The sequence below is a fragment of the Jatrophihabitans lederbergiae genome (assembly GCF_031845305.1).
Lineage (GTDB): Bacteria > Actinomycetota > Actinomycetes > Mycobacteriales > Jatrophihabitantaceae > Jatrophihabitans_A > Jatrophihabitans_A lederbergiae.
Window position 1 is genome coordinate 15,725 of sequence record NZ_JAVREH010000009.1, and the last position, 17,559, is coordinate 33,283.

The following is a 17,559-nucleotide window of genomic DNA, read 5'->3' on the forward strand; positions in this document are numbered from 1 at the left end:
AGTATCCGGCCGATGGAATCCCGGGTTGCCGTTGTGGTTGACGTCCTTGCACACCAACCAGATGTCCTCACCCGAGCAGTTGGGCGAGAGCGTCCGCCAGTGGCATTCGTGGCTCCCGTACGAGCCGTAGTCCGGCAGGCAGTCCGGACACCTTCGCGCCGGTCGCGTTCACGTCGATGCTGATTCGGGAACCCGCGAGCAGAATATTGTCGATGTGCAGACGGCCGAACCCGGACGGGAGTGTGGGCGCCAGCCACACCGAGCCCTGCGAGATCCACGGATCGAAGCGCAGCAGCGTGCGGACGAGGTGCACCGGCGTCGCCGCCGCCCAGGCCTGCGGCGAACACGAAGTCGGGTAGGGCACCGGCGTGGCATATTCGTCGCGGGAGAAGCCACAGAACAGTTCCGGTAAGCGGCCCTCGAACCTCGTGGCCGCGTCGAGGAGGGCGGCCACGATGCGTTGGGCCTCCTCCACGAAGCCGTACCGCATGAGCCCGGCGGCGATCAGCGCGTTGTCATGCGGCCAGACCGACCCGTTGTGATAGCTGACCGGGTTGTAGAGCGCCATGTCACTACCGAGGGTGCGGACACCCCAGCCGCTGAACATCTCCTCCGACATGAGCCGCCGGGCGACCTGCCCCGCGTGCCGGTCGTCCACGATTCCGCTCCATAGGCAGTGCCCCATGTTCGACGCGCAGGCGTCCACCGGGTTCTTGTCCCGGTCCAACGCGATCGCGTAGTAACCCCGATCGGGTAGCCAGAAGCTCTCGTTGAAGCGTTCTTTCAGCTCGGCGGCCGCACTCGACCATGACTCGAAGCCTGCTCGGTCACCGGCGTCCAGCGCCAGCATCGCCCGTGCCAGGTAAGCGGCGTAGACGTAGCCCTGGACTTCGCACAACGCGATCGGTGGCTCCGCGAGACGACCATCGGCGAAGTTGATGCCGTTCCAGGAGTCTTTCCAACCCTGGTTGACCAACCCATGGTCGGTGGCGCGGGCGTATTCGACGAAGCCGTCATGGTCACGGTCACCGTAGTCGCGCACCCAGCTCAGTGCGCGATCGGCGTTCGGGATCAGGGCATCGATGTCCTCGTCCGTCCCGACCCACCGTCGCAGTTCTCCGAGGAGGATGACGAACAGCGGTGTCGCGTCCGCGGTGCCGTAGTACCTGCCGCCGCCGCCGAGGGCAACGCCGGCATCCACGCCCAGTCGCACCTCGTGCAGGACCGCCCTGGTTCCTCCTCGGTGACCTGATCGATCCGCTCACCCTGGTAGCGGGCCAAGGTCTTCAACGTGTCCCGGGCGAGGTCTTGGTCGATGGGCAGAGCCATGAACGCGGTGATCAGGGAATCCCGCCCGAACAGCGCCATGTACCAGGGCGCACCAGCGGCCACGACCGCACGGGCCGGAATCTGCGGGTCGATCATCCGCAAGGCGCCGAGGTCTTGTTGGCTGCGCTGGAGGGCTTGCTCGAGCGCGCTGTTGTCGCTGCGCGCGACGGGGCTATCGGTGCGCCATCGCCGGAGGCGACGCATCGGTTCGGTGTCGTGCAGCGAGGTGCCCAAGGGAAACTCGGTCGGTTCTCTGACGCCGTCGATGACAGGCTGTACCAGCACGGTGGTAGACCACTGCCCACGCGGCGGCACGACGGTGCGATAGGTCAATTGCCCCGGCGTGATGGTGCAACCCGGTTCGGTACGCACGACGACGCCACGGCGGTGGTTGTGCCAGCGGGCGTCGATGATCAATTCCTGGTCCTGAATCCTCGTCGTGTGCCGCCAGTGTCGCTCGACCCGTCCATTCTTCACCTCGAACAGGTCAGCGAAGTCTGCCGCGATCTCGAGGATCAGCGTGCATTCCGCTGCCTCCCGGCCGACGTTGCGGACCACGATGTCCTCGCGCAATCCGCCGCCGACCAGTCGCTGGCGCTCCACCAGGAGATCGCTGTCCGCGCCACCACCAACGCCGTCGGTCCCCCGACCGATGAAGATTCCTCGAAATGGTTCGGCGGCGTAGGCCGTGATGGGCTCCACCGGGGCATCGTTGAGCGAGAGATCCCACCGGGACAGCACGCGCATGTCGTGAAAGAACACGCCCTCGGGTTGGTCTGCTCGCATGGCACCGGTCAGCCCGGACACGCAGAAGGACGAGCCCTCGACGAGGGTGACGGTGCGCGCTCCCGGGGTCGTCACGGTCAGCGTGGGTGCACCACGGGTACCCGCTGGTACCGGTGGTTCCGCGCTGTCGCTACTCATATCGCCGCCTCAGAAGATGTCGACGCTTATGCCGCACCGCCCAAGGCGGTTGAGGCGACGGCCCTGGTCGGCCGCACCGATGACCGTACTGATTGTCCGGTCAGTTCGGTGTAGAGCCGAAGATGCTCGATGATCTCCGGTGCGGAGCCACAGGCGGTGGCCACGACGGGGGTTCCGGTGGCAAGTGCTTCGATCATGACCAGGCCGAAACGGCTCCGGCCACTGAATCGGGTTGAGCATCGCCGTTGCATCTTGGCCGCGTGGACGGAGTCAAGCCGTCCCTCAGCTCTCTTGGTGACCGCCGGGTGCGAGGCCCATGACGTGGTGCGGTTTGTCGGCTACTTCTTTCATCTGCCGGTAGCGAGCGTCGGGCTTCATGCCCATAAAATGCAAGACACATGGATCTTCCACCGCCGGCCTCCCGACGTAGGACGCGGACGTGCTGTTGTAGACATCAGCGTCAGCTCTCCTGCTCGGATAGGGCTGGTTCCATCCAGGCGGTAGCCAACTCGTGCCCTGGAGAAATCTGCTCCCTCGACCAGGGGACGCCCATCGGTAGCTCTCGTCACCACGATTCCAACCTAGGACTTTCAGAACCGCTCCCTGGTCGGCCCACGGGCCCGGTTGGTGGCCCGCTGACTCAACCGCATCCAGAAAGCGGAACGAGATCGCGCATGAGCGCATCAACCAGACGCCGGTGTTCGGGTTCATCCTGTGATCAAAGGGGACTTGTTCAAGGGTGAGCGCCTGGAAGGCGTGTGCCCCGAGGTGACTCGCGACGTCTTCGTCGGTCCGGACGATGAGCGTGTCAGCATCCATCCAGAGCGCAAGGTCGAACTCCCGCAAGGCATCCCGAAGCAACGACACCTTCACCCATTTCGCCTGTTGAGCGCCGTCATCGGCACCGGTGCCGTCCTCCGGCAGATCGACCGCACGTACTGCGTAACCCCACCGTTCCGCATAGCGGAGGAACGACGGCAGCGCGAACCGGTGCAGAACCGCGTTCATCTGCGGTCCCGCCGCGGTGAGCAGAATGCCACGTCCGCCACGTTCAGACCTCAGCTGCGGGCGAACGGCCGGTACCCCCGTCACCATCTTCGAGGTTCCGTACTTCCGTACTGTGAATCGACCCACCACGGAGTTCCTTCCCGCGAGAACAGTGCGGAGCACTCCGCTCGCCCAGCCAGCCGAGCCACCGCGGGTCGCTGTGCAGATCCGTCACCCGGCCGAGTCCTATGATGCAACGCCGGTCCACGTGCTGACCAGACCCGCCACCGCGCCGGCACGTCGTCGAGCACCATGGCGTGGCACCAGCAGCAATGAGTGCTCGAGCGCTCTCCGGATCGGGACACACCGTGTGCGCTGGTGGGCGCCTTGACGCGCTTCGCGCTCGAGATGAATGCCTCGTCGGCACGCCGAGCTCGGCACTACCCGACTGGGGCAGGCCGCGACTATCAGCTATCTCAAGCAAAACTTATCATCAGGCTGCCGACGACCACGGCGTCATCGCCGGTGTACTGCTGCTCGATCGAGTGGCGGCGGTCGATGCGTCGTGCGGCATTCCTGACGGCTGTCGGAGGCCCGCATCCCGTCGTTTGCCAGCGCGGCTCGGGTCAGGATTTGGTGTCGTGGACGGGCGGTGCCCAAGCCGGGCGGGCGATGAGGCAGAACGGATGACCGACGGGATCGGTGAACACCTGATCACGCACCCACCGGGCGCCGAGCGTTATCGCCTGCCGTCCCGCTGCGGCGACGTCGTCCACCATGACGTCGAGATGGATCTGCTGCGGTGTCGCCGGGTCCGGCCAGGTAGGTGGCCGATGATCGGGCGCCAGCTGAAACGCGATCCCCGATGCCGTATCGCCCGTCGCGATCACCACCCAGTCGTCGCTGGCGTATATGACCGGCAGACCGAGCAACTCGGAGTAGAACGCGGCAAGCGAGGCAGGATCGCGAGTATCGATCACCACGTGGTGCAGGCGCCCGATCACGGTGCCGATCCGATGACGTGAGCGACCACGTCCACGCGCTTGCCGCGGACCGTCATCAGGAATGACCTCGCACGGTTTTTCTTCACGCCACCACGCTAGTCAGGCTGAGCCGGAGTTCCCAGAGCGGACGATCGCACGTAATGGCTCGGATCACCCGCCGGTCCCTTCACCCGCCGGGTGCCCGGCACCGGATGCTCGCACAGGAGCAACGGTGTGTGCGGGAAAGCGCCGCACTGTCCCTTTCCTGTCAGGCGCTCGCAGAAACAGGTCAGCGACTGGTGAGCGCGCTCGCCCGGCGTGCACCCTTTGAAGGACCGCGACGACTGGCCGACGCGGGCACCGCCGAAGACCCGGACGTAGACGTACTTGGGAGCCTCATGACCTTGCTGGGACAGCGGTGCGAGCGCTTTGCGAGCGCCTCCCGGCCGAGTACAAGGCCGAGTTCACGCACCCCTTCCACGCCGCTGAGCCGGGGCTGATCGACGACGTCATCGACCCCGGGGGAACCCGTGTCAAGCTCGCCGACGCCCTCGAGATGCCGCGCGGCAAGAAGAGGGGCGGCGCCCGCATCAAGAAGCACGGCAATCCACCCCGGTAATCACCATGACCCACACCAAGGAGCGACCGATGACCAATGCCAAAGTCCAGGGCACGAACCTCGAGACGCTGCGCGACCTCGTCGCCGACATCCTCGAGATCGACCCCTCCGAACTCACCGACGAGGGCCTGTTCGCCGAGGAATACGACGCCGACTCGCTGCGCGCGATCGAAATCCTCTCCCGCATCGACAAGGAGTTCGACGTCGAGGTGCCGCAGGAGGAACTGCCGCGGATGGACAACCTCGTGCACGTCTACGAGGTCGTGAAGGAATACGCGAAATGGGAGTGAAGCACACGGTGTTCGTGACGGGTCTCGGGCCCGTTTCCAGCATAGGAATCGGTCGGGACGCATTCGCCGACGCGCTGTTCGCGGGGCGGGTGGGTACGTCCACGATCCGGTCCTTCGACACGGACGGATTCCGGACCGACCAGGCCGGCGAGGTGCACGACTTCGCGGCCGAGCAGATCTGCAAGAACGTCACCGCCGAGCGGTACGGACGCAGCAGCCTGCTGGCTGCGGCGGCTGCCCGGCTGGCGGTGGAGGACGCGGGGCTCGGGCAGGGCGACCTCGACGGATCGCGCATCGCGGTCTGTATGGGCACGACCAGCGGCGAGTCGCAAGAAATGGAGAAGGCCACCGCCGAGTACCTCATCACCACACCCGGCCGGATCTCGGCGGAGGTGGCGAGCAAGCTGCCGGCACAGCGTATCGGCGAAGCGGTCGTGGACGAGTTGGACGCTCCGCATGCGGAGGACTACACGTTTTCGACGGCTTGCTCGGCAAGCAACTACAGCATCGCGTTCGGCTCGCTGTTGATCGAGTCCGGCAAGGCCGACATCGCCATAGTCGGCGGGGCGGACTCGGTCTGCCGATGGGCGCATGCGGGCTTCTACCGGCTCGGCGCCATGTCCCCTGACGTGTGCCGGCCGTTCGACGCGCACCGCGAGGGCATGCTGACGGCCGAGGGCGGGGTCGCGCTGGTACTGGAGTCCGAGGAGCATGCACGCGCGCGGGGTCGCGACGCCCTGGCAACGGTCCTCGGAGCTGGCATCAACTGCGACGCCGACCACATGGTGGCGCCGAATCGCGAGTCGGTCGCCCGCTGCATTCGGCTGGCGCAGGAGCGGGCGGGCGTGACGCCAGCGCAGGTCGACTACATCTGCGCGCACGGCACCGGCACCAAGGCCAACGACGTCACCGAAAGCTCAGCGATCGCCGATGTCTTCGGTCCCGCTGCGCCGCCGGTGAGCTCGATCAAGTCGATGCTCGGCCACACGATGGGCGCGGCCAGCGGCTTCGGAGCAGTCGCGTGCGTACTCGGGCTGCTGCGGCAACTGTGCCCGCCGACGGTGAACTTCCGGGAGCTGGGCTCCGAAATACCCCTGACGAACGTGGTTGCGAACTCCGCCCAGCCGGCCCGGTTGGACGTCGTCGAAAACCACGGCTTCGCCTTCGGTGGCAACAACGCCATCGTCCTGTTCGGAAGGGCCTAGACCATGTGGCTCTCGTGTTCGGCGATCGGTGCTGTCACGCGACTCGGAATCGGCTACGCCGCGCAGCTGGAACCGAGTCCTTACGGTCCGTCCGACGAGATCGCGGTGCCCCACTTCGACGTGAGCGCCGAACTGGGCCGCAAGGGGTCGAGCACGCTGGACCGGCTCGGCGCGCTGGCGTTGCTCGTCGCGCGCGACTGCCTCGCGAGCGTGTCGTCGGTTCCCGACGGCACCGGGGTGACGGTGGCGACGACGGTCGGCAGCATGCGCTCCACGCTGGATTTCGCCGGCATCACGATTACCGGATCGAAGCCGTGGAACGTGCCGCCGTCGCTGTTCCCGAACACCGTGATGAATGCGGCCGCCGGACTCGTCGCGATCCGCCACGCGCTGACCGGCCCGAACACCACCATCGCCGGCGGCAAGGCGGGCGGAATGAAAGCGGTGTCCTACATCGACATGATGACCGAGACGGCTCTGTTGTCCACGTGCCTGCTCGTGTGCGCCGAGGAGCTCACGGCGCCACGCTCGGCCTGGGCGGCCGGGTACGGCGCCGGCGCGATCGGCGAGGCCGCCGTGGCGTTCCTGCTGACGGCCGATGACGCTGCCGATCGCGAGTTCCGCATGCGCCTGCAGCAGGGGGAGCCGACGGCCGATCCGGACGCGGCCGTGATCGTCGCCGGGGACCGGACGGCGAGTTCGGCGTACCCGGCCGAGAACGTCATCGACGTGGAACGGGTGTTCGGTGTCGTCGACGCGGCAACCTTCGGCTGCCAGGTGCTCCTGGCGTTGCACATGCTGCGCTCGCGGGGGTACTCGCGCGCGATCATCCCGTTCCCCGAGGACCGCAAGCGGACCTGGGTCGAGGTGACGCTGTGATCTACGCCTACGCGCCAGGAATGAGCAGCTGCTTCGGCGATCTGGACGAAACACTGCGCGCCCTGCACGAAGCGCAGCGTGGCACCCAGAAGCTCGTCGACGTCGCCGGTTTCGAGATCCCGGGGGTGGCGGTCGTCTACGCCGACCCGGCAATCGAGGAATCCTACGAGCGGCGGGCCGCGGCACACCTGAGACGAGCGCTGCGCCAGACGCTGCGCGACCTGCCCTCACCCGACCAGCACCGCACCGCCCTGGTGCTGTGCACCGGCCTGGGCTCGACGCCAGGTGACGAGGTGAAGGTGCCAGGTGGCGGTTGGTACTCGGCCGAGGACGTCGCGCGGGACGAGGTCGACCCGGCCGTCGACGTCTACTCGATCACCAACGCGTGCTCGGCCAGCGGCACCGGGCTGGCGCTGGCGTCGGACCTGCTGCTGACGGGGACGTACGACCAGGTGCTGCTGGCCGCGGCCGACAGCATGACCCGGGCGATGCTGACGATGATCGGCAAGGTGGCGTCGGAGCCGGCCACCCACTGCTCGCCGTTCGACGAGAAGCACACGGGCGCCGTACTCGGTGAGGGTGCCGCCGCCTGCCTGCTGTCGCGCGAGGACTCGTGGTGCGGTCGGGAGCGATTCGGCACCGTCCTTTCCGTCGAGTGCTCCAGCGACGCCAGCCACCCCACGGCGCCCCACCCGCAGACCATCGGGGAAACGGTGCGCCGCGCGATCTCCCGGGCCGGCCTGACGGCCGGCGACCTCGACTTCGTCGTTCCGCATGGCACCGGCACGACGCTCAACGACGAGTGCGAGGTGTCGGTGTACGCCGCTATGCCCGAGCTCACGAGCAGCGCCTGCTTCCTGCCGCTCAAGGGGGGCATCGGGCACACGTCGGGAGCATCGTTCCTGATGTCGCTCCTCACCGCGATGGCGGTGTGTCGGGGGACGCCGCCGCCGGCGTACGTCCCCGACCGGCCGATCGGCGGTGCCGCGGCGCTGCGGTGGCAGCCGGACCTGTCCTGGGTCGCCGAGCACGGGCTGGTGTGCGCGTACGGATTCGGCGGCGCCAACGCGGTGGGGGTGATCGCCGCATGACGTACGTGTCGAAGCCGATCGTGATAGGGCCATCCCTGGTGCCGGGGGCGCTCTGGGTGGCCAACACCAAGCAGGACATCATCGGGGCGATCGGCCGCAAGGGCCTGCTCGGCCACCGCGGTCAGTCGCTCGTCGCCGTCGCGGCTGCTGACCTGGCCCGTACCCACATTTTCGCCGGGGACGCCGGTGCCTCAGCGGCGTGCGGGATCGTTGCGCTGGCGCCGCAGGCCTCCCGCGACGCAGTGCGCGAGGTCAACGCGCTCGCGGTGGAGGGTCGCTACCGCAGCGTGTCGATTCTGGACGCCCCGAACGTGTCGCCCAACGTGGTGTCCGCCGCGTCGAGCCTCCGGCTCGGTGCCCAAGGCCCCGCGTTCACGGTCGACAGCCGCACGGGTGGACTGCGCGGCGCGTGGCGGCTGACGACGGTCATGCTCGCGGCGACCCGTTGTCCCAGCGTATTTCTGGTCGAGATCATCGAGGACCCGACGCTCGACGGGCCGCTCCCGGCAGCGGTCGCCGCGGTCGTGTCCGCCGCGGTCTCACCGGCAACGCCGTACGCGGTGCCGGACGACCTGGCGGACGTCGCCGCCGACTTCCGGTCCGGCACGGCGTCGATGCTCGCGGCCCTCTGGCCGACAGCCGATGCGGCCGCCGAGATGGGTCGGGTCGGGGCATGAAGGCGTTGTTCATCCACGGCATCGAGGACCAAGGCTCGTCGTGGGAGGACACCTGCGCGGCACTGGACGGCATCGAGTGCGTGACCCCCGACTTTCCGTGGCGGATGTTCACCGACTTCAGCTGGTTGCGCGAGCAGGCGCCGGACGCGGCGGTGGCGGCCGAGCTGGAGCGCGTGCGTCCCGACCTCTGCGTGGCCCACTCCTTCGGGGCGCTGGCGCTCATCGAAGCGTTGCTCCACGCCCCGGACGCCGTGCGACCGCGCGCCCTGGTGCTGATCGCGCCGTTCTACCTGAGCGAGAACGAACGGCTCGACTGGCTGCTGCTCGACCGCACCCGCACCGAGTTCACCCGTCTCATGCGCGACTCGATCGTGACGCGCACGCAGCGCGCCGGTCGGAAGATCTCGGAAGACATCATCGAGATCATGGTCACGAAGGTTCTGAGCGGGATCAACCCGCTGGCCTTCACCGAGCTGTTCGGACACTTCTCGCTGATGCGCCGCCGGCCGCTCGAGGATCTGGCGATCCCCGGTCGGCTGATCGGCTCCGAAGGCGATCCCGGCTTCGCCGGTAGCCGCGCCCGGGAGTTCGGCGCCCGGCTCGGTCTCGAGCTGACGCTGCTGCCGGGCCGCGACCACTTCCTGCACTACACGGCGCCGAAGATCGTCGCCGAGACCATCACCGAGACCATCCAGTCCCTACTTGTAAAGGGCAATCACGAATGATCTTCGAGCACGAAACGACAGTCTCCGGAGAGGGTGCGAACATCCGCACCTGGATCGGCTTCAAGCACTTCGAGTACGTCGTCGGCGACGCCGTACTCGAGTATCTAGTCGCCTCGGGCGTGGACGTCCGTCAGCTGATCATCGACGGCGGCCGGTTCGAGATCGTCGCGTCCCGAGTCTCGCTCACCAGCGTCATCGAACTCGGTGACCGCCTCGCCGTGCGCATCCTCGACGTGACACGAGTGGCGGTCGACCGGCTCTGCGCAACCATCGAGATCCAGAACATGCGCAGCGACCAGACCTCGCTCAAGGGCCGGTACCAGATCGTTCTCCGTCCGCCGGCCGAGGACCAGCAGCGGCTCGCCGCCGTCCTGGACAGCGTGCCCGAGGGACCGCTCCCGACAGCGGCCAGGCCGCGCGGCGGCTCGCTGTCGCGCGATGGCCACCTGGCCGAGGGCGACCTGCCCGCCGCGTTCGCGGACGAGTGGGTCGTTCCGTACTACTACTGCGAGCGCTCGGAGGTGCTGTCCTACCGCGGCTACGTGCGGGCGGTCGAGACGGTCGTCGACGAGTACCTGCGCAGCGTGGGCCTCGCCATTCCGGAATTGCTCGCTGATCGGGCCTGGATCCCGGTCGTGTCCAAATACTCGATCGAGGTGCTGGCACCGGCGCGAATGGGTTCGCGCGTCCGCACGTACTTCACCGTCGATGACATCGTGGGCGATGTCGTGTTCAACGGCAGCATGGCGACGTTCACCGAGGAGCCCGACGGCTGGGTGTGCACCGCCCGCGGCGAGATCCAGCACGGTTACGCCATCAGCCGCGGCGACACGGCCGGATCGCTCGCTCAGCTGGACGGACCGACCATCAAGGCACTGACCGGGGGTAATGACCAGTGACCAGGGCGCCCGCCACCGCGCGGATCTACTTCTCGATGCGCAGTCCCTTCAGCTGGATAAGCCTGAAGGCGATCGAGGCCACCCGGCCCGACGTTCTCGAGACCAGCGAGCTGCTGCCGTTCTGGGACCCGGCACCGGAAACCCTCGACGCGCTGCACGCGCTCGGCGGGGACTACCACTACACCCAGATGAGCAAGGCGAAGCACCTGTACATCCTCCAGGACACCAAGCGGATCACCCGGCGGCTCGGCCTCACCATGACGTGGCCGATCGACCGGGCACCGCGCTGGGAGATCCCACATCTGGCCTGGCTGGCCGCGCGCCCCGAGGACCGCCCTACTGCCTACCGCGCCTTCATGGACGCCAGGTGGGGACGCGGCGACAACATCTGTGACGAGGACGTCCTCGCGGGCCTCCTCTCCAGCGCCGGATTGGACGCGGCGCTGGCTCAGGCGCACAAGGACGAGTCCGTTGTCGCCCGGGGTGCCGAGGTGCTGCTGCGCGCCTACCGTGACGACGTTTTCGGCATCCCGTACTTCAAGTGCGGCAACCAGCGCTTCTGGGGTCTCGATCGGGTCGGCTGGTTCCTCGCCTGCCACGACCAGTGGCGCGACACCGGCAAGTTCACCCAGCCGGACGCTGCGGTAGCCGTGCCGATGCTCGATGAGCTGACCGAGCCCTACGACGCCGACCAAGCGGGGGGATGCGGATGAGCGCCATGTCGGTCACCGCGTCGGCGTCCGCGACCGGCCGCGGCCAGACGTCCAAGCCGGCGATCGCGGCCTCGATGCTGGGCGTGTTCATCTGCCTGCTCGACACCAACATCGTCAACGTCGCACTGCCCGACATCCAGCGCTCCCTGGGCGGCGGGCTCAGCGACTCGCAGTGGATCGTCAGCCTGTACGTGCTCGCGCTGGCCGCGCTGATCGTGCCCGCCGGAATCCTCGGCGATCTGCACGATATCCGGCTGCTGTTCGGCGCCGGGGCGCTGGTGTTCGGTGCCGGCTCCCTCGTCTGCGCCCTGGCCGGCAACGGCTGGAGCAACGCGGTGGGGGTGATCTTCGTCGGGCGCGTCGTGCAAGGCGTCGGCGCCGCCCTGACGCTCCCCCTGTCGCTGGCGATGATCTTCGTCTACGCGGTGCCAGGCGCCACGGTCAAGTTGATCGCGCTCTGGAGCGCCATCAGCGGCCTGTCGACCGCGGTGGGACCGCTGGTGGGTGGCCTCGTCGTGCAACACCTCGGCTGGAAGTGGATCTTCCTGCTCAATCTGCCGATCGTCGCGGTCGAGGTGGTCCTGCTCGTGCGCACGCCGGCGCCCGCAGTGCAACGGCGTGACCGGATACCGCACCTGGCTTCGACGGGCGCCTTCGCGGCCGCCACGTTCGCCCTCACGCTCGCCGTCATCCAGGGTCCGAGCTGGGGCTGGGGCAGCACGACCGTGATCGCGATGTTCGTCCTCTCGGTCGTGCTCGGCGCGACCTTCGTCGTTCTGGAGAGCCGCTCGTCGCGACCGCTGGTGCCGACGTCCCTGCGACGGGAACGGGAGTTCCGCTCCAGCCTGCTCACCGGCTTCGCCACCGGCCTCTCCGCATTCTCGCTCTTCTTCTTCCTGTCCTACTACCTGCAGTACGGCGCGGGCCTCGGCCCCACGGCTACCGGTCTGCGGTTCCTGCCGATGAGCGCAATGCTCGTGCTCTTCGCAGGCGCCGGGCGGAAGGTATCGGCCCGCCTCGGCCTGTCGAACACGATCGGCGTCGGCATGCTCATCTGCAGTGCCGGGCTGGCCCTGCTGTGGGTGACTCTGAACCACCAGCACCCCTCGACGTTGAGCACGGTGCTGCCGACGATGGTGATCGGCGTCGGCGTGGGCCTGTCGTTTCCGGCGACCTCGGCCCAGGCCTTCGCGCACTCGTCCGGCAGTGATTACGGCACCGCTGCCAGCGTGCTGACGATGACGCGGCAGCTCGGCAACTCGATCGGCATCGGCGTCCTCGGACTGATCATGACGCACTACGCCGGCCACGGTCTCAACCCAGGCGGCGTGCGTGAGGGTCTGCGCTGGATCGGCCTGGCCAGCGCAGCGCTGGCCGCACTCGCCGGCGTATTCAACCTGCTCACCGGTAAGCGCCGCCCGGTGGCCTCCTCTTCAGAAGGGCAATCCCGATGACAGACCTCGACGGCAGGGCCGCGGCCCCGTTGTTCTACTCGGCGTTCCTCCAGAACACCGTCTCCCACCTGCAGCACGGGGCCTGGCAGCTGCCCGAGGCCGAGCAGGACCGGATGAACGATCTCGACCTTTGGGTGAACCTCGCGCGGTCTCTGGAAGACGGCGGCTTCGACATGATGTTCTTCGCCGACATGACCGGCCTGGTGCACGAGTTCTCCGGCGGCATCGAGAAGTTCGTCGCCAGCGGCCTGCACATTCCCTGCAACGACCCGATGGTGATCGTCTCGGCCATCTGCGCCGCCACCCGCCGGCTCGGTGTCGCGTTCACGAGCTCGGTGCTCCAGCTGCACCCGTTCGAGTTCGCCCGCAAGATGTCGACGCTCGACCACGCCACGCGCGGCCGGATCGGGTGGAACGTCGTCACCGGGATGTCTGACAACGCCGCCCGCAACTTCGGCCTCGAGGAACTCGTCGACCATGACGAGCGCTACGAATGGGCCGAGGAGTACATGGAGGTCGTCTACAAGCTGTGGCAGGCGTCCTGGGACGACGAGGCGCTGGTGCTCGACAAGAATGCCGGCATCGTCGCCGATCCGCGGCACGTCCACCGCATCGACCACAAGGGGCAGCGGTACTCCGTACAGGGCCCGCATCTGGTCTCACCGAGCCCTCAGCGCGTTCCGTTCCTGTTTCAGGCGGGTGCGTCCTCCCGCGGGCGGGATTTCGCGGCCAAGCACGCCGAGGTGGTATTCCTGCTCTCGCCGACGCCCGCCAGCGCGGGCCGCGATGCCGCGGACATTCGGCGGCGCTGCGCCGAGTTCGGCCGCGACCCCCGCGACATCAAGATCATGCAAGGTATGACCTTCGTGGTCGGGGACACCCACGCCGCCGCCGAGGCGGAGGCGGCCCGCATCGACGCGACGCTCGACGACGCTGCCTACGTGGCGTTCGCCGGCGGCGTGATGGGCGTCGACCTCGGCTTCGCAGACCTCGACCAGCCCATCGGGGATTTGCGGCAGCGCGGCACCGAATCCGTCGTCGCCTGGCTCCGGCAGGCGATTCCCGACCGCGAGCCGACCGTCCGCGACATCGCACGGATCCACCGCAGCGCCGGTCGCCTCGTCGGCACGGCGGAGGAGATCGCGGACGGCATCCAGCAGTGGGCCGACGCCGGGATCGACGGGATCAACGTCATCAACTACACGATCCCCGGTTCGTACCTGTCTTTCGCCGACTCCGTCATGCCGGAGCTGCGGCGCCGCGGCCTCGCACGCGATACCGAGAACGCGGACCCGAGCACCCTGCGCGCTCGGTTCACCGGCTCCGACCGGCCCGACGAGCGGCACCCGGCTCACCAGTACCTGAACTCGATTGCCAACTCGGTTGCCCCCGCCGCCGAGGAGAGGGAGGCGCGAACCGCATGACGGCGAAGAACCTCCCGCGGACGGCACTCGTATCCGGCGCATCGCGCGGCATCGGCGCCGCCATCGCCCTGCGCCTGGCTGCGGCCGGGATGCGCGTCATCGGCATCCACCGCGCGCCGAGCGAGCGCGCCGACCAGATCCACAAGAGCATCGACACCGTCTCCCCCGGCAGCCTGATGCGGATCTGTGACACCGCAGACCGGTCCGCGGTGGCCGAGTTGTTCGCGGGATTCGCGGCGGACAAGTGCGTCATCACCGACCTGGTCAACTGTGCAGGGATCACCGACGACCGCGCGATCGCGCTGATGTCCGACGACGCGTGGGATCGGGTTCTCGAGACCAACCTGACCGGCACATTCAATGTCACCCGGGCCTTCGTCATGCCTGCGATGCGCGCGGGGTTCGGTGTGGTCACCAACATCTCCAGCGTCGCGGGGGTGTACGGAAACGCCGGGCAGGCGAACTACTCCGCGACCAAAGGAGGCATCGACGCGATGACACGGACGCTGGCCAAGGAACTCGGGCGCTCCGGCATCCGCGTCAACTCCGTGGCACCGGGATTCATCGAGTCCGACATGACGGCCAGCTTCACCCAGGACCAGATCAAGGCGATGGTTCGCAAGGTCTCGCTCCGCCGGATCGAGCGCCCCGAGGACGTCGCGGGTCTCGTCGGCTTCCTGCACAGTGACGACGCCTCCTACCTCACCGGTCAGACGATCGTGGTCGACGGCGGGACACAGCTGTGAGCCACCCACGGGCCTCCAGCACCACCGAGCTGGAGGCCGTCGACGTCACCGACGACGGTGGGACGGCGCTCAAGACCATCGGTCGGGAGGAGCCTTACCTGTCCGGGCACTACCCGGGCAACCCCATCTACCCGGGCGTGTTCCTGTTCGACCTGTGCGAGAAGCTCGCCAGCTCATGCCCGGCGATCCCGCGGCCGTTCGACCGGTTGGATTCGCTGCGGTTCTTCGCGCCGGCGTTGCCCGGGGACCGCGTCCGCATCGAGTTGACGCTGCGCCGCTCGGCAGCGGGGACGGTCATCGGCGCCGCATTCCTGGGCCGCTCCACCGTCGAGGACCAGCAGAAGTTGTTCACGGTGAGGATGTCCTACGCATGACCACGATGTCACTCGACACAGCCGCGCTGATGACCGTGCTGCCGCATCGACCGCCGATCCTGATGGTCGACCGGCTCGACGTCGCCGGCGATCGGCGCAGCGCCATCGGGTTCAAGGTGATCAGGCCGGACGAGCCGTGTTACCTCCAGACCGAGCTGACCGGTTCGTCGGCGTACCCGCGGGCGCTCGTCGTCGAGTCGCTCGGTCAGGCGGCGGCCGCGCTGTGGCTGCAACGTGCGGCGGCGTCGGGCGAGGACGCGGATTCCGTCGGGGTGCTCTACTTCGCCAAGGCGGAGGGTGTCACGTTCCTTGGCGATGTCTTCCCCGACGACTGTCTCGTACATGAGGTCCGGCTCGAGCGCAATGTCGGCCCGACGGCATTCATGTCGAGTCGGACGCTTTGCAACGGTAGGGTGATCGCGGTCGTCGAATCCATCATCGCGGCCGCACGCTGACCGCAGCACGGAGGATCACTCGACCATGACGAAGAACCTCAGACGCGTCGACTACGCCGACAAGTACGCCGTCGACCTTCCAGAGCGGATGGACGCGCCCCGCTTCTGCTCGCTGATCCTGGAGGCCGCGCCCCGATGGCTCGACCTGGTGCTGTCGATGCGGGACTCAGTTGCCGGCAGAGTCGGTTTCAACACTCAGGAGCGCAACTACGGCAAGCTGGTCGACCTGGCGCCCGGCGGCAAGTTCGGGCCGCTGGTCGTCCAGTCGGTGTCGCCGGAGCGGGTTGTCTGCGGTGACGCCGACAAGCACCTGGCGTTCCGGGCGACGTTCGAGATCGACTCGGTGGGGCAGCGGGGCAGCTTCACCACCGAGGTGCAGTTCGTCGACGCGGTCGGCCGTGCGTACTTCACGCTGGTGAAGCCCTTTCACAAGCTGGTCATCCCCGCGCTCATCTCGGCCCCGTTCTCCGCCCGCGCGAGCGCCGAGTCGATACCGGGATTCGGATGATGACAAGATGCCCGTCCGCGCAGACGCCGTGATAGCGATATTCGCCCCCGGGCAGGGGGCGCAGAAGCCGGGCATGTTGCTGCCGTGGCTCGACGTCCCCGGAATCGCCGACGAGTTCGCGCGGCTCTGTGAGGTCAGCGGGATGGATCTCGTCGGCCTCGGCACCACCGCGAGCGCGGAGCAGATCAAGGACACTGCGGTCGCGCAGCCGCTGATCGTCGCGCTCGGCGTGACGGTCGCCGCTCACCTCGGTCTCATCGGCGCTGCTGCGCACGTCGTAACTGGGCACAGCGTCGGGGAGCTGACCGCGGCGGCCGTCGCCGGGGTCCTGACGCCGGACGCAGCCGTCGAACTCGCCGCGCACCGTGGAGCCGCGATGGCGGCTGCCTGCGCGCGGACCCCGACGGGCATGGCCGCCGTGGTCGGCGGCTCGATCGACGACGCGTTGGCGTGCCTGGCCACCGCCGGCCTGACCGCGGCCAATTACAACGGTGCCGGGCAGATCGTCGCGGCGGGCTCCTCGGCCGACCTCAAGACGCTGGCCGCGGCACCGCCGCGCGGCCTCCGGATCGTCCCGCTCGGCGTCGCCGGCGCGTTCCATACCGAGCACATGGCACCGGCGGAGTGGCAGCTACGTTCCTACGCCCACGAGTTGACACCCTCGGCGCCGAAATCGACGCTGCTGTCCAACGCCGACGGTACGGCCGTTCCGACCGGGGCCGAGGTCGTGCAACGGATCGTGCGGCAGGTGACCTCGCCGGTGCGCTGGGATCTGTGCCTGGACACCTGCCGTGACCTCGGCGTGCGGGTGGCGATCGAACTCGCGCCGGGTGGCATCCTCACCGGGATCGCTCGGCGGGCGCTGCCAGGGGTCGACCTGCTCGCGATCAAGAGTCCTGATGACCTGCCCGCCGCCCGTGAGTTGCTGGCGTCGGTGCGCTGACCCGAGGGCCCTACAGGCAACCCCAGCAGCGACGGGCAGCACGCCGTGTCGACCAGCGATGTCGCCAACTTCTCCGCGCCCTTCACGGCGGCGCCAGCGTGGGCGAGTCGGCGTCCGGGGACCACGCCGTGACCATCGGCTGACCAGCGTATTGCCATCCGGTGAACGTGGACCAACCGCGCTGGGCGCTTCGTAACGCCCGGCCCATAAATACGCGTTCGGCCCCGACTAACGTTCCGCGCACTATGCTTTCGCACTGTGACTAACGGGAGTGGGGCTCCGAAGATGTGGCAGCGTGAATGTTGAGCGCTCATTATTACTGCTTGCAATTAAA

Annotated in this window: 20 protein-coding genes and 1 pseudogene; 16 read left to right on the top strand and 5 right to left on the bottom strand. The window is 68.0% G+C overall.

Annotated elements, in window-relative coordinates; all coding sequences use genetic code 11:
- Positions 1 to 67: 67 nt before the first annotated feature.
- The 5 genes and pseudogenes from RM423_RS25550 to RM423_RS09380 all read right to left on the bottom strand — a co-directional run bounded on the left by RM423_RS25550 (position 68) and on the right by RM423_RS09380 (position 4,244).
- The gene (locus RM423_RS25550) at positions 68 to 1,042 is read right to left on the bottom strand and encodes an amylo-alpha-1,6-glucosidase (RefSeq protein WP_396327668.1); all 975 of its coding nucleotides are present in this window, start codon (positions 1,040 to 1,042) and stop codon (positions 68 to 70) included.
- 29 nt (positions 1,043 to 1,071) lie between these two features.
- Positions 1,072 to 2,190, bottom strand: a complete 1,119-nt coding sequence (locus RM423_RS09365; RefSeq protein ID WP_311422755.1) for a glycogen debranching N-terminal domain-containing protein — start codon at positions 2,188 to 2,190, stop codon at positions 1,072 to 1,074.
- 185 nt (positions 2,191 to 2,375) lie between these two features.
- Positions 2,376 to 2,502: pseudogene (locus RM423_RS25555) on the bottom strand (glycosyltransferase); the annotation flags it as partial.
- 33 nt (positions 2,503 to 2,535) lie between these two features.
- The gene (locus RM423_RS09375) at positions 2,536 to 3,261 is read right to left on the bottom strand and encodes a hypothetical protein (RefSeq protein ID WP_311422757.1); all 726 of its coding nucleotides are present in this window, start codon (positions 3,259 to 3,261) and stop codon (positions 2,536 to 2,538) included.
- 605 nt (positions 3,262 to 3,866) lie between these two features.
- Positions 3,867 to 4,244 carry a VOC family protein gene (locus tag RM423_RS09380; protein ID WP_311422758.1) on the bottom strand — a complete coding sequence of 126 codons (378 nt, stop codon included), beginning with the start codon at positions 4,242 to 4,244 and terminating at the stop codon, positions 3,867 to 3,869.
- A gap of 397 nt (positions 4,245 to 4,641) precedes the next feature.
- On the opposite strand from RM423_RS09380, the gene RM423_RS09385 reads away from it, so the two are divergent.
- From RM423_RS09385 to RM423_RS09460, 16 genes are read left to right on the top strand one after another with little or no spacing between them, the layout of a single operon-like run.
- Positions 4,642 to 4,842, top strand: a complete 201-nt coding sequence (locus RM423_RS09385; RefSeq protein ID WP_311422759.1) for a carboxyl transferase domain-containing protein — start codon at positions 4,642 to 4,644, stop codon at positions 4,840 to 4,842.
- 29 nt (positions 4,843 to 4,871) lie between these two features.
- Entirely contained in the window at positions 4,872 to 5,132 is a 261-nt protein-coding gene (locus tag RM423_RS09390; protein ID WP_311422760.1) for an acyl carrier protein, read from the top strand.
- Positions 5,123 to 6,337, top strand: coding sequence for a beta-ketoacyl-[acyl-carrier-protein] synthase family protein (locus tag RM423_RS09395; RefSeq protein WP_311422761.1), 1,215 nt, complete (start codon positions 5,123 to 5,125; stop codon positions 6,335 to 6,337). Before RM423_RS09390 ends, RM423_RS09395 begins: the two co-directional genes overlap by 10 nt.
- Before the next feature lie 3 nt (positions 6,338 to 6,340).
- Entirely contained in the window at positions 6,341 to 7,216 is an 876-nt protein-coding gene (locus RM423_RS09400; protein ID WP_311422762.1) for a beta-ketoacyl synthase N-terminal-like domain-containing protein, read from the top strand.
- Positions 7,213 to 8,307, top strand: coding sequence for a beta-ketoacyl synthase N-terminal-like domain-containing protein (locus tag RM423_RS09405; protein WP_311422763.1), 1,095 nt, complete (start codon positions 7,213 to 7,215; stop codon positions 8,305 to 8,307). The genes RM423_RS09400 and RM423_RS09405 overlap by 4 nt, the downstream gene beginning before the upstream one ends.
- Positions 8,304 to 8,984 carry a hypothetical protein gene (locus tag RM423_RS09410; RefSeq protein ID WP_311422764.1) on the top strand — a complete coding sequence of 227 codons (681 nt, stop codon included), beginning with the start codon at positions 8,304 to 8,306 and terminating at the stop codon, positions 8,982 to 8,984. Before RM423_RS09405 ends, RM423_RS09410 begins: the two co-directional genes overlap by 4 nt.
- Positions 8,981 to 9,709, top strand: a complete 729-nt coding sequence (locus RM423_RS09415; protein WP_311422765.1) for an alpha/beta fold hydrolase — start codon at positions 8,981 to 8,983, stop codon at positions 9,707 to 9,709. The genes RM423_RS09410 and RM423_RS09415 overlap by 4 nt, the downstream gene beginning before the upstream one ends.
- The gene (locus tag RM423_RS09420) at positions 9,706 to 10,608 is read left to right on the top strand and encodes an acyl-CoA thioesterase family protein (RefSeq protein WP_311422766.1); all 903 of its coding nucleotides are present in this window, start codon (positions 9,706 to 9,708) and stop codon (positions 10,606 to 10,608) included. Before RM423_RS09415 ends, RM423_RS09420 begins: the two co-directional genes overlap by 4 nt.
- A complete protein-coding gene (locus tag RM423_RS09425; protein ID WP_311422767.1) occupies positions 10,605 to 11,321 on the top strand; it encodes a 2-hydroxychromene-2-carboxylate isomerase in 717 nt (238 codons plus the stop codon). The genes RM423_RS09420 and RM423_RS09425 overlap by 4 nt, the downstream gene beginning before the upstream one ends.
- Positions 11,318 to 12,775 (top strand): MFS transporter, encoded by a 1,458-nt coding sequence (locus tag RM423_RS09430; protein WP_311422768.1) that lies wholly within the window; start codon positions 11,318 to 11,320, stop codon positions 12,773 to 12,775. The genes RM423_RS09425 and RM423_RS09430 overlap by 4 nt, the downstream gene beginning before the upstream one ends.
- Positions 12,772 to 14,199 (top strand): NtaA/DmoA family FMN-dependent monooxygenase, encoded by a 1,428-nt coding sequence (locus RM423_RS09435; protein ID WP_311422769.1) that lies wholly within the window; start codon positions 12,772 to 12,774, stop codon positions 14,197 to 14,199. The genes RM423_RS09430 and RM423_RS09435 overlap by 4 nt, the downstream gene beginning before the upstream one ends.
- Positions 14,196 to 14,945, top strand: a complete 750-nt coding sequence (gene fabG / locus RM423_RS09440; RefSeq protein WP_311422770.1) for a 3-oxoacyl-ACP reductase FabG — start codon at positions 14,196 to 14,198, stop codon at positions 14,943 to 14,945. Before RM423_RS09435 ends, fabG begins: the two co-directional genes overlap by 4 nt.
- The gene (locus RM423_RS09445; protein ID WP_311422771.1) at positions 14,942 to 15,319 is read left to right on the top strand and encodes a 3-hydroxyacyl-ACP dehydratase FabZ family protein; all 378 of its coding nucleotides are present in this window, start codon (positions 14,942 to 14,944) and stop codon (positions 15,317 to 15,319) included. Before fabG ends, RM423_RS09445 begins: the two co-directional genes overlap by 4 nt.
- On the top strand, positions 15,316 to 15,774 hold the full coding sequence (locus RM423_RS09450; RefSeq protein WP_311422772.1) for a 3-hydroxyacyl-ACP dehydratase FabZ family protein: 459 nt from the start codon (positions 15,316 to 15,318) through the stop codon (positions 15,772 to 15,774). The genes RM423_RS09445 and RM423_RS09450 overlap by 4 nt, the downstream gene beginning before the upstream one ends.
- 25 nt (positions 15,775 to 15,799) lie before the next feature.
- On the top strand, positions 15,800 to 16,282 hold the full coding sequence (locus tag RM423_RS09455; protein WP_311422773.1) for a DUF2867 domain-containing protein: 483 nt from the start codon (positions 15,800 to 15,802) through the stop codon (positions 16,280 to 16,282).
- Positions 16,283 to 16,310: 28 nt separating this feature from the next.
- On the top strand, positions 16,311 to 17,225 hold the full coding sequence (locus RM423_RS09460; RefSeq protein WP_396327669.1) for an ACP S-malonyltransferase: 915 nt from the start codon (positions 16,311 to 16,313) through the stop codon (positions 17,223 to 17,225).
- The last annotated feature ends 334 nt before the right edge of the window (positions 17,226 to 17,559 follow it).

What these genes read in the sequence shown, in the direction of transcription:
- RM423_RS09430 (WP_311422768.1), top strand. Translation starts at nt 11,318, where the DNA reads ATGAGCGCCATGTCGGTCACCGCGTCGGCGTCCGCGACCGGCCGCGGC.
- RM423_RS09375 (WP_311422757.1), bottom strand. Translation starts at nt 3,261, where the DNA reads ATGAACGCGGTTCTGCACCGGTTCGCGCTGCCGTCGTTCCTCCGCTAT.
- RM423_RS09390 (WP_311422760.1), top strand. Translation starts at nt 4,872, where the DNA reads ATGACCAATGCCAAAGTCCAGGGCACGAACCTCGAGACGCTGCGCGAC.
- fabG (WP_311422770.1), top strand. Translation starts at nt 14,196, where the DNA reads ATGACGGCGAAGAACCTCCCGCGGACGGCACTCGTATCCGGCGCATCG.
- RM423_RS09400 (WP_311422762.1), top strand. Translation starts at nt 6,341, where the DNA reads ATGTGGCTCTCGTGTTCGGCGATCGGTGCTGTCACGCGACTCGGAATC.
- RM423_RS09395 (WP_311422761.1), top strand. Translation starts at nt 5,123, where the DNA reads ATGGGAGTGAAGCACACGGTGTTCGTGACGGGTCTCGGGCCCGTTTCC.
- RM423_RS09415 (WP_311422765.1), top strand. Translation starts at nt 8,981, where the DNA reads ATGAAGGCGTTGTTCATCCACGGCATCGAGGACCAAGGCTCGTCGTGG.
- RM423_RS09455 (WP_311422773.1), top strand. Translation starts at nt 15,800, where the DNA reads ATGACGAAGAACCTCAGACGCGTCGACTACGCCGACAAGTACGCCGTC.
- RM423_RS09410 (WP_311422764.1), top strand. Translation starts at nt 8,304, where the DNA reads ATGACGTACGTGTCGAAGCCGATCGTGATAGGGCCATCCCTGGTGCCG.
- RM423_RS09450 (WP_311422772.1), top strand. Translation starts at nt 15,316, where the DNA reads ATGACCACGATGTCACTCGACACAGCCGCGCTGATGACCGTGCTGCCG.
- RM423_RS09435 (WP_311422769.1), top strand. Translation starts at nt 12,772, where the DNA reads ATGACAGACCTCGACGGCAGGGCCGCGGCCCCGTTGTTCTACTCGGCG.
- RM423_RS09420 (WP_311422766.1), top strand. Translation starts at nt 9,706, where the DNA reads ATGATCTTCGAGCACGAAACGACAGTCTCCGGAGAGGGTGCGAACATC.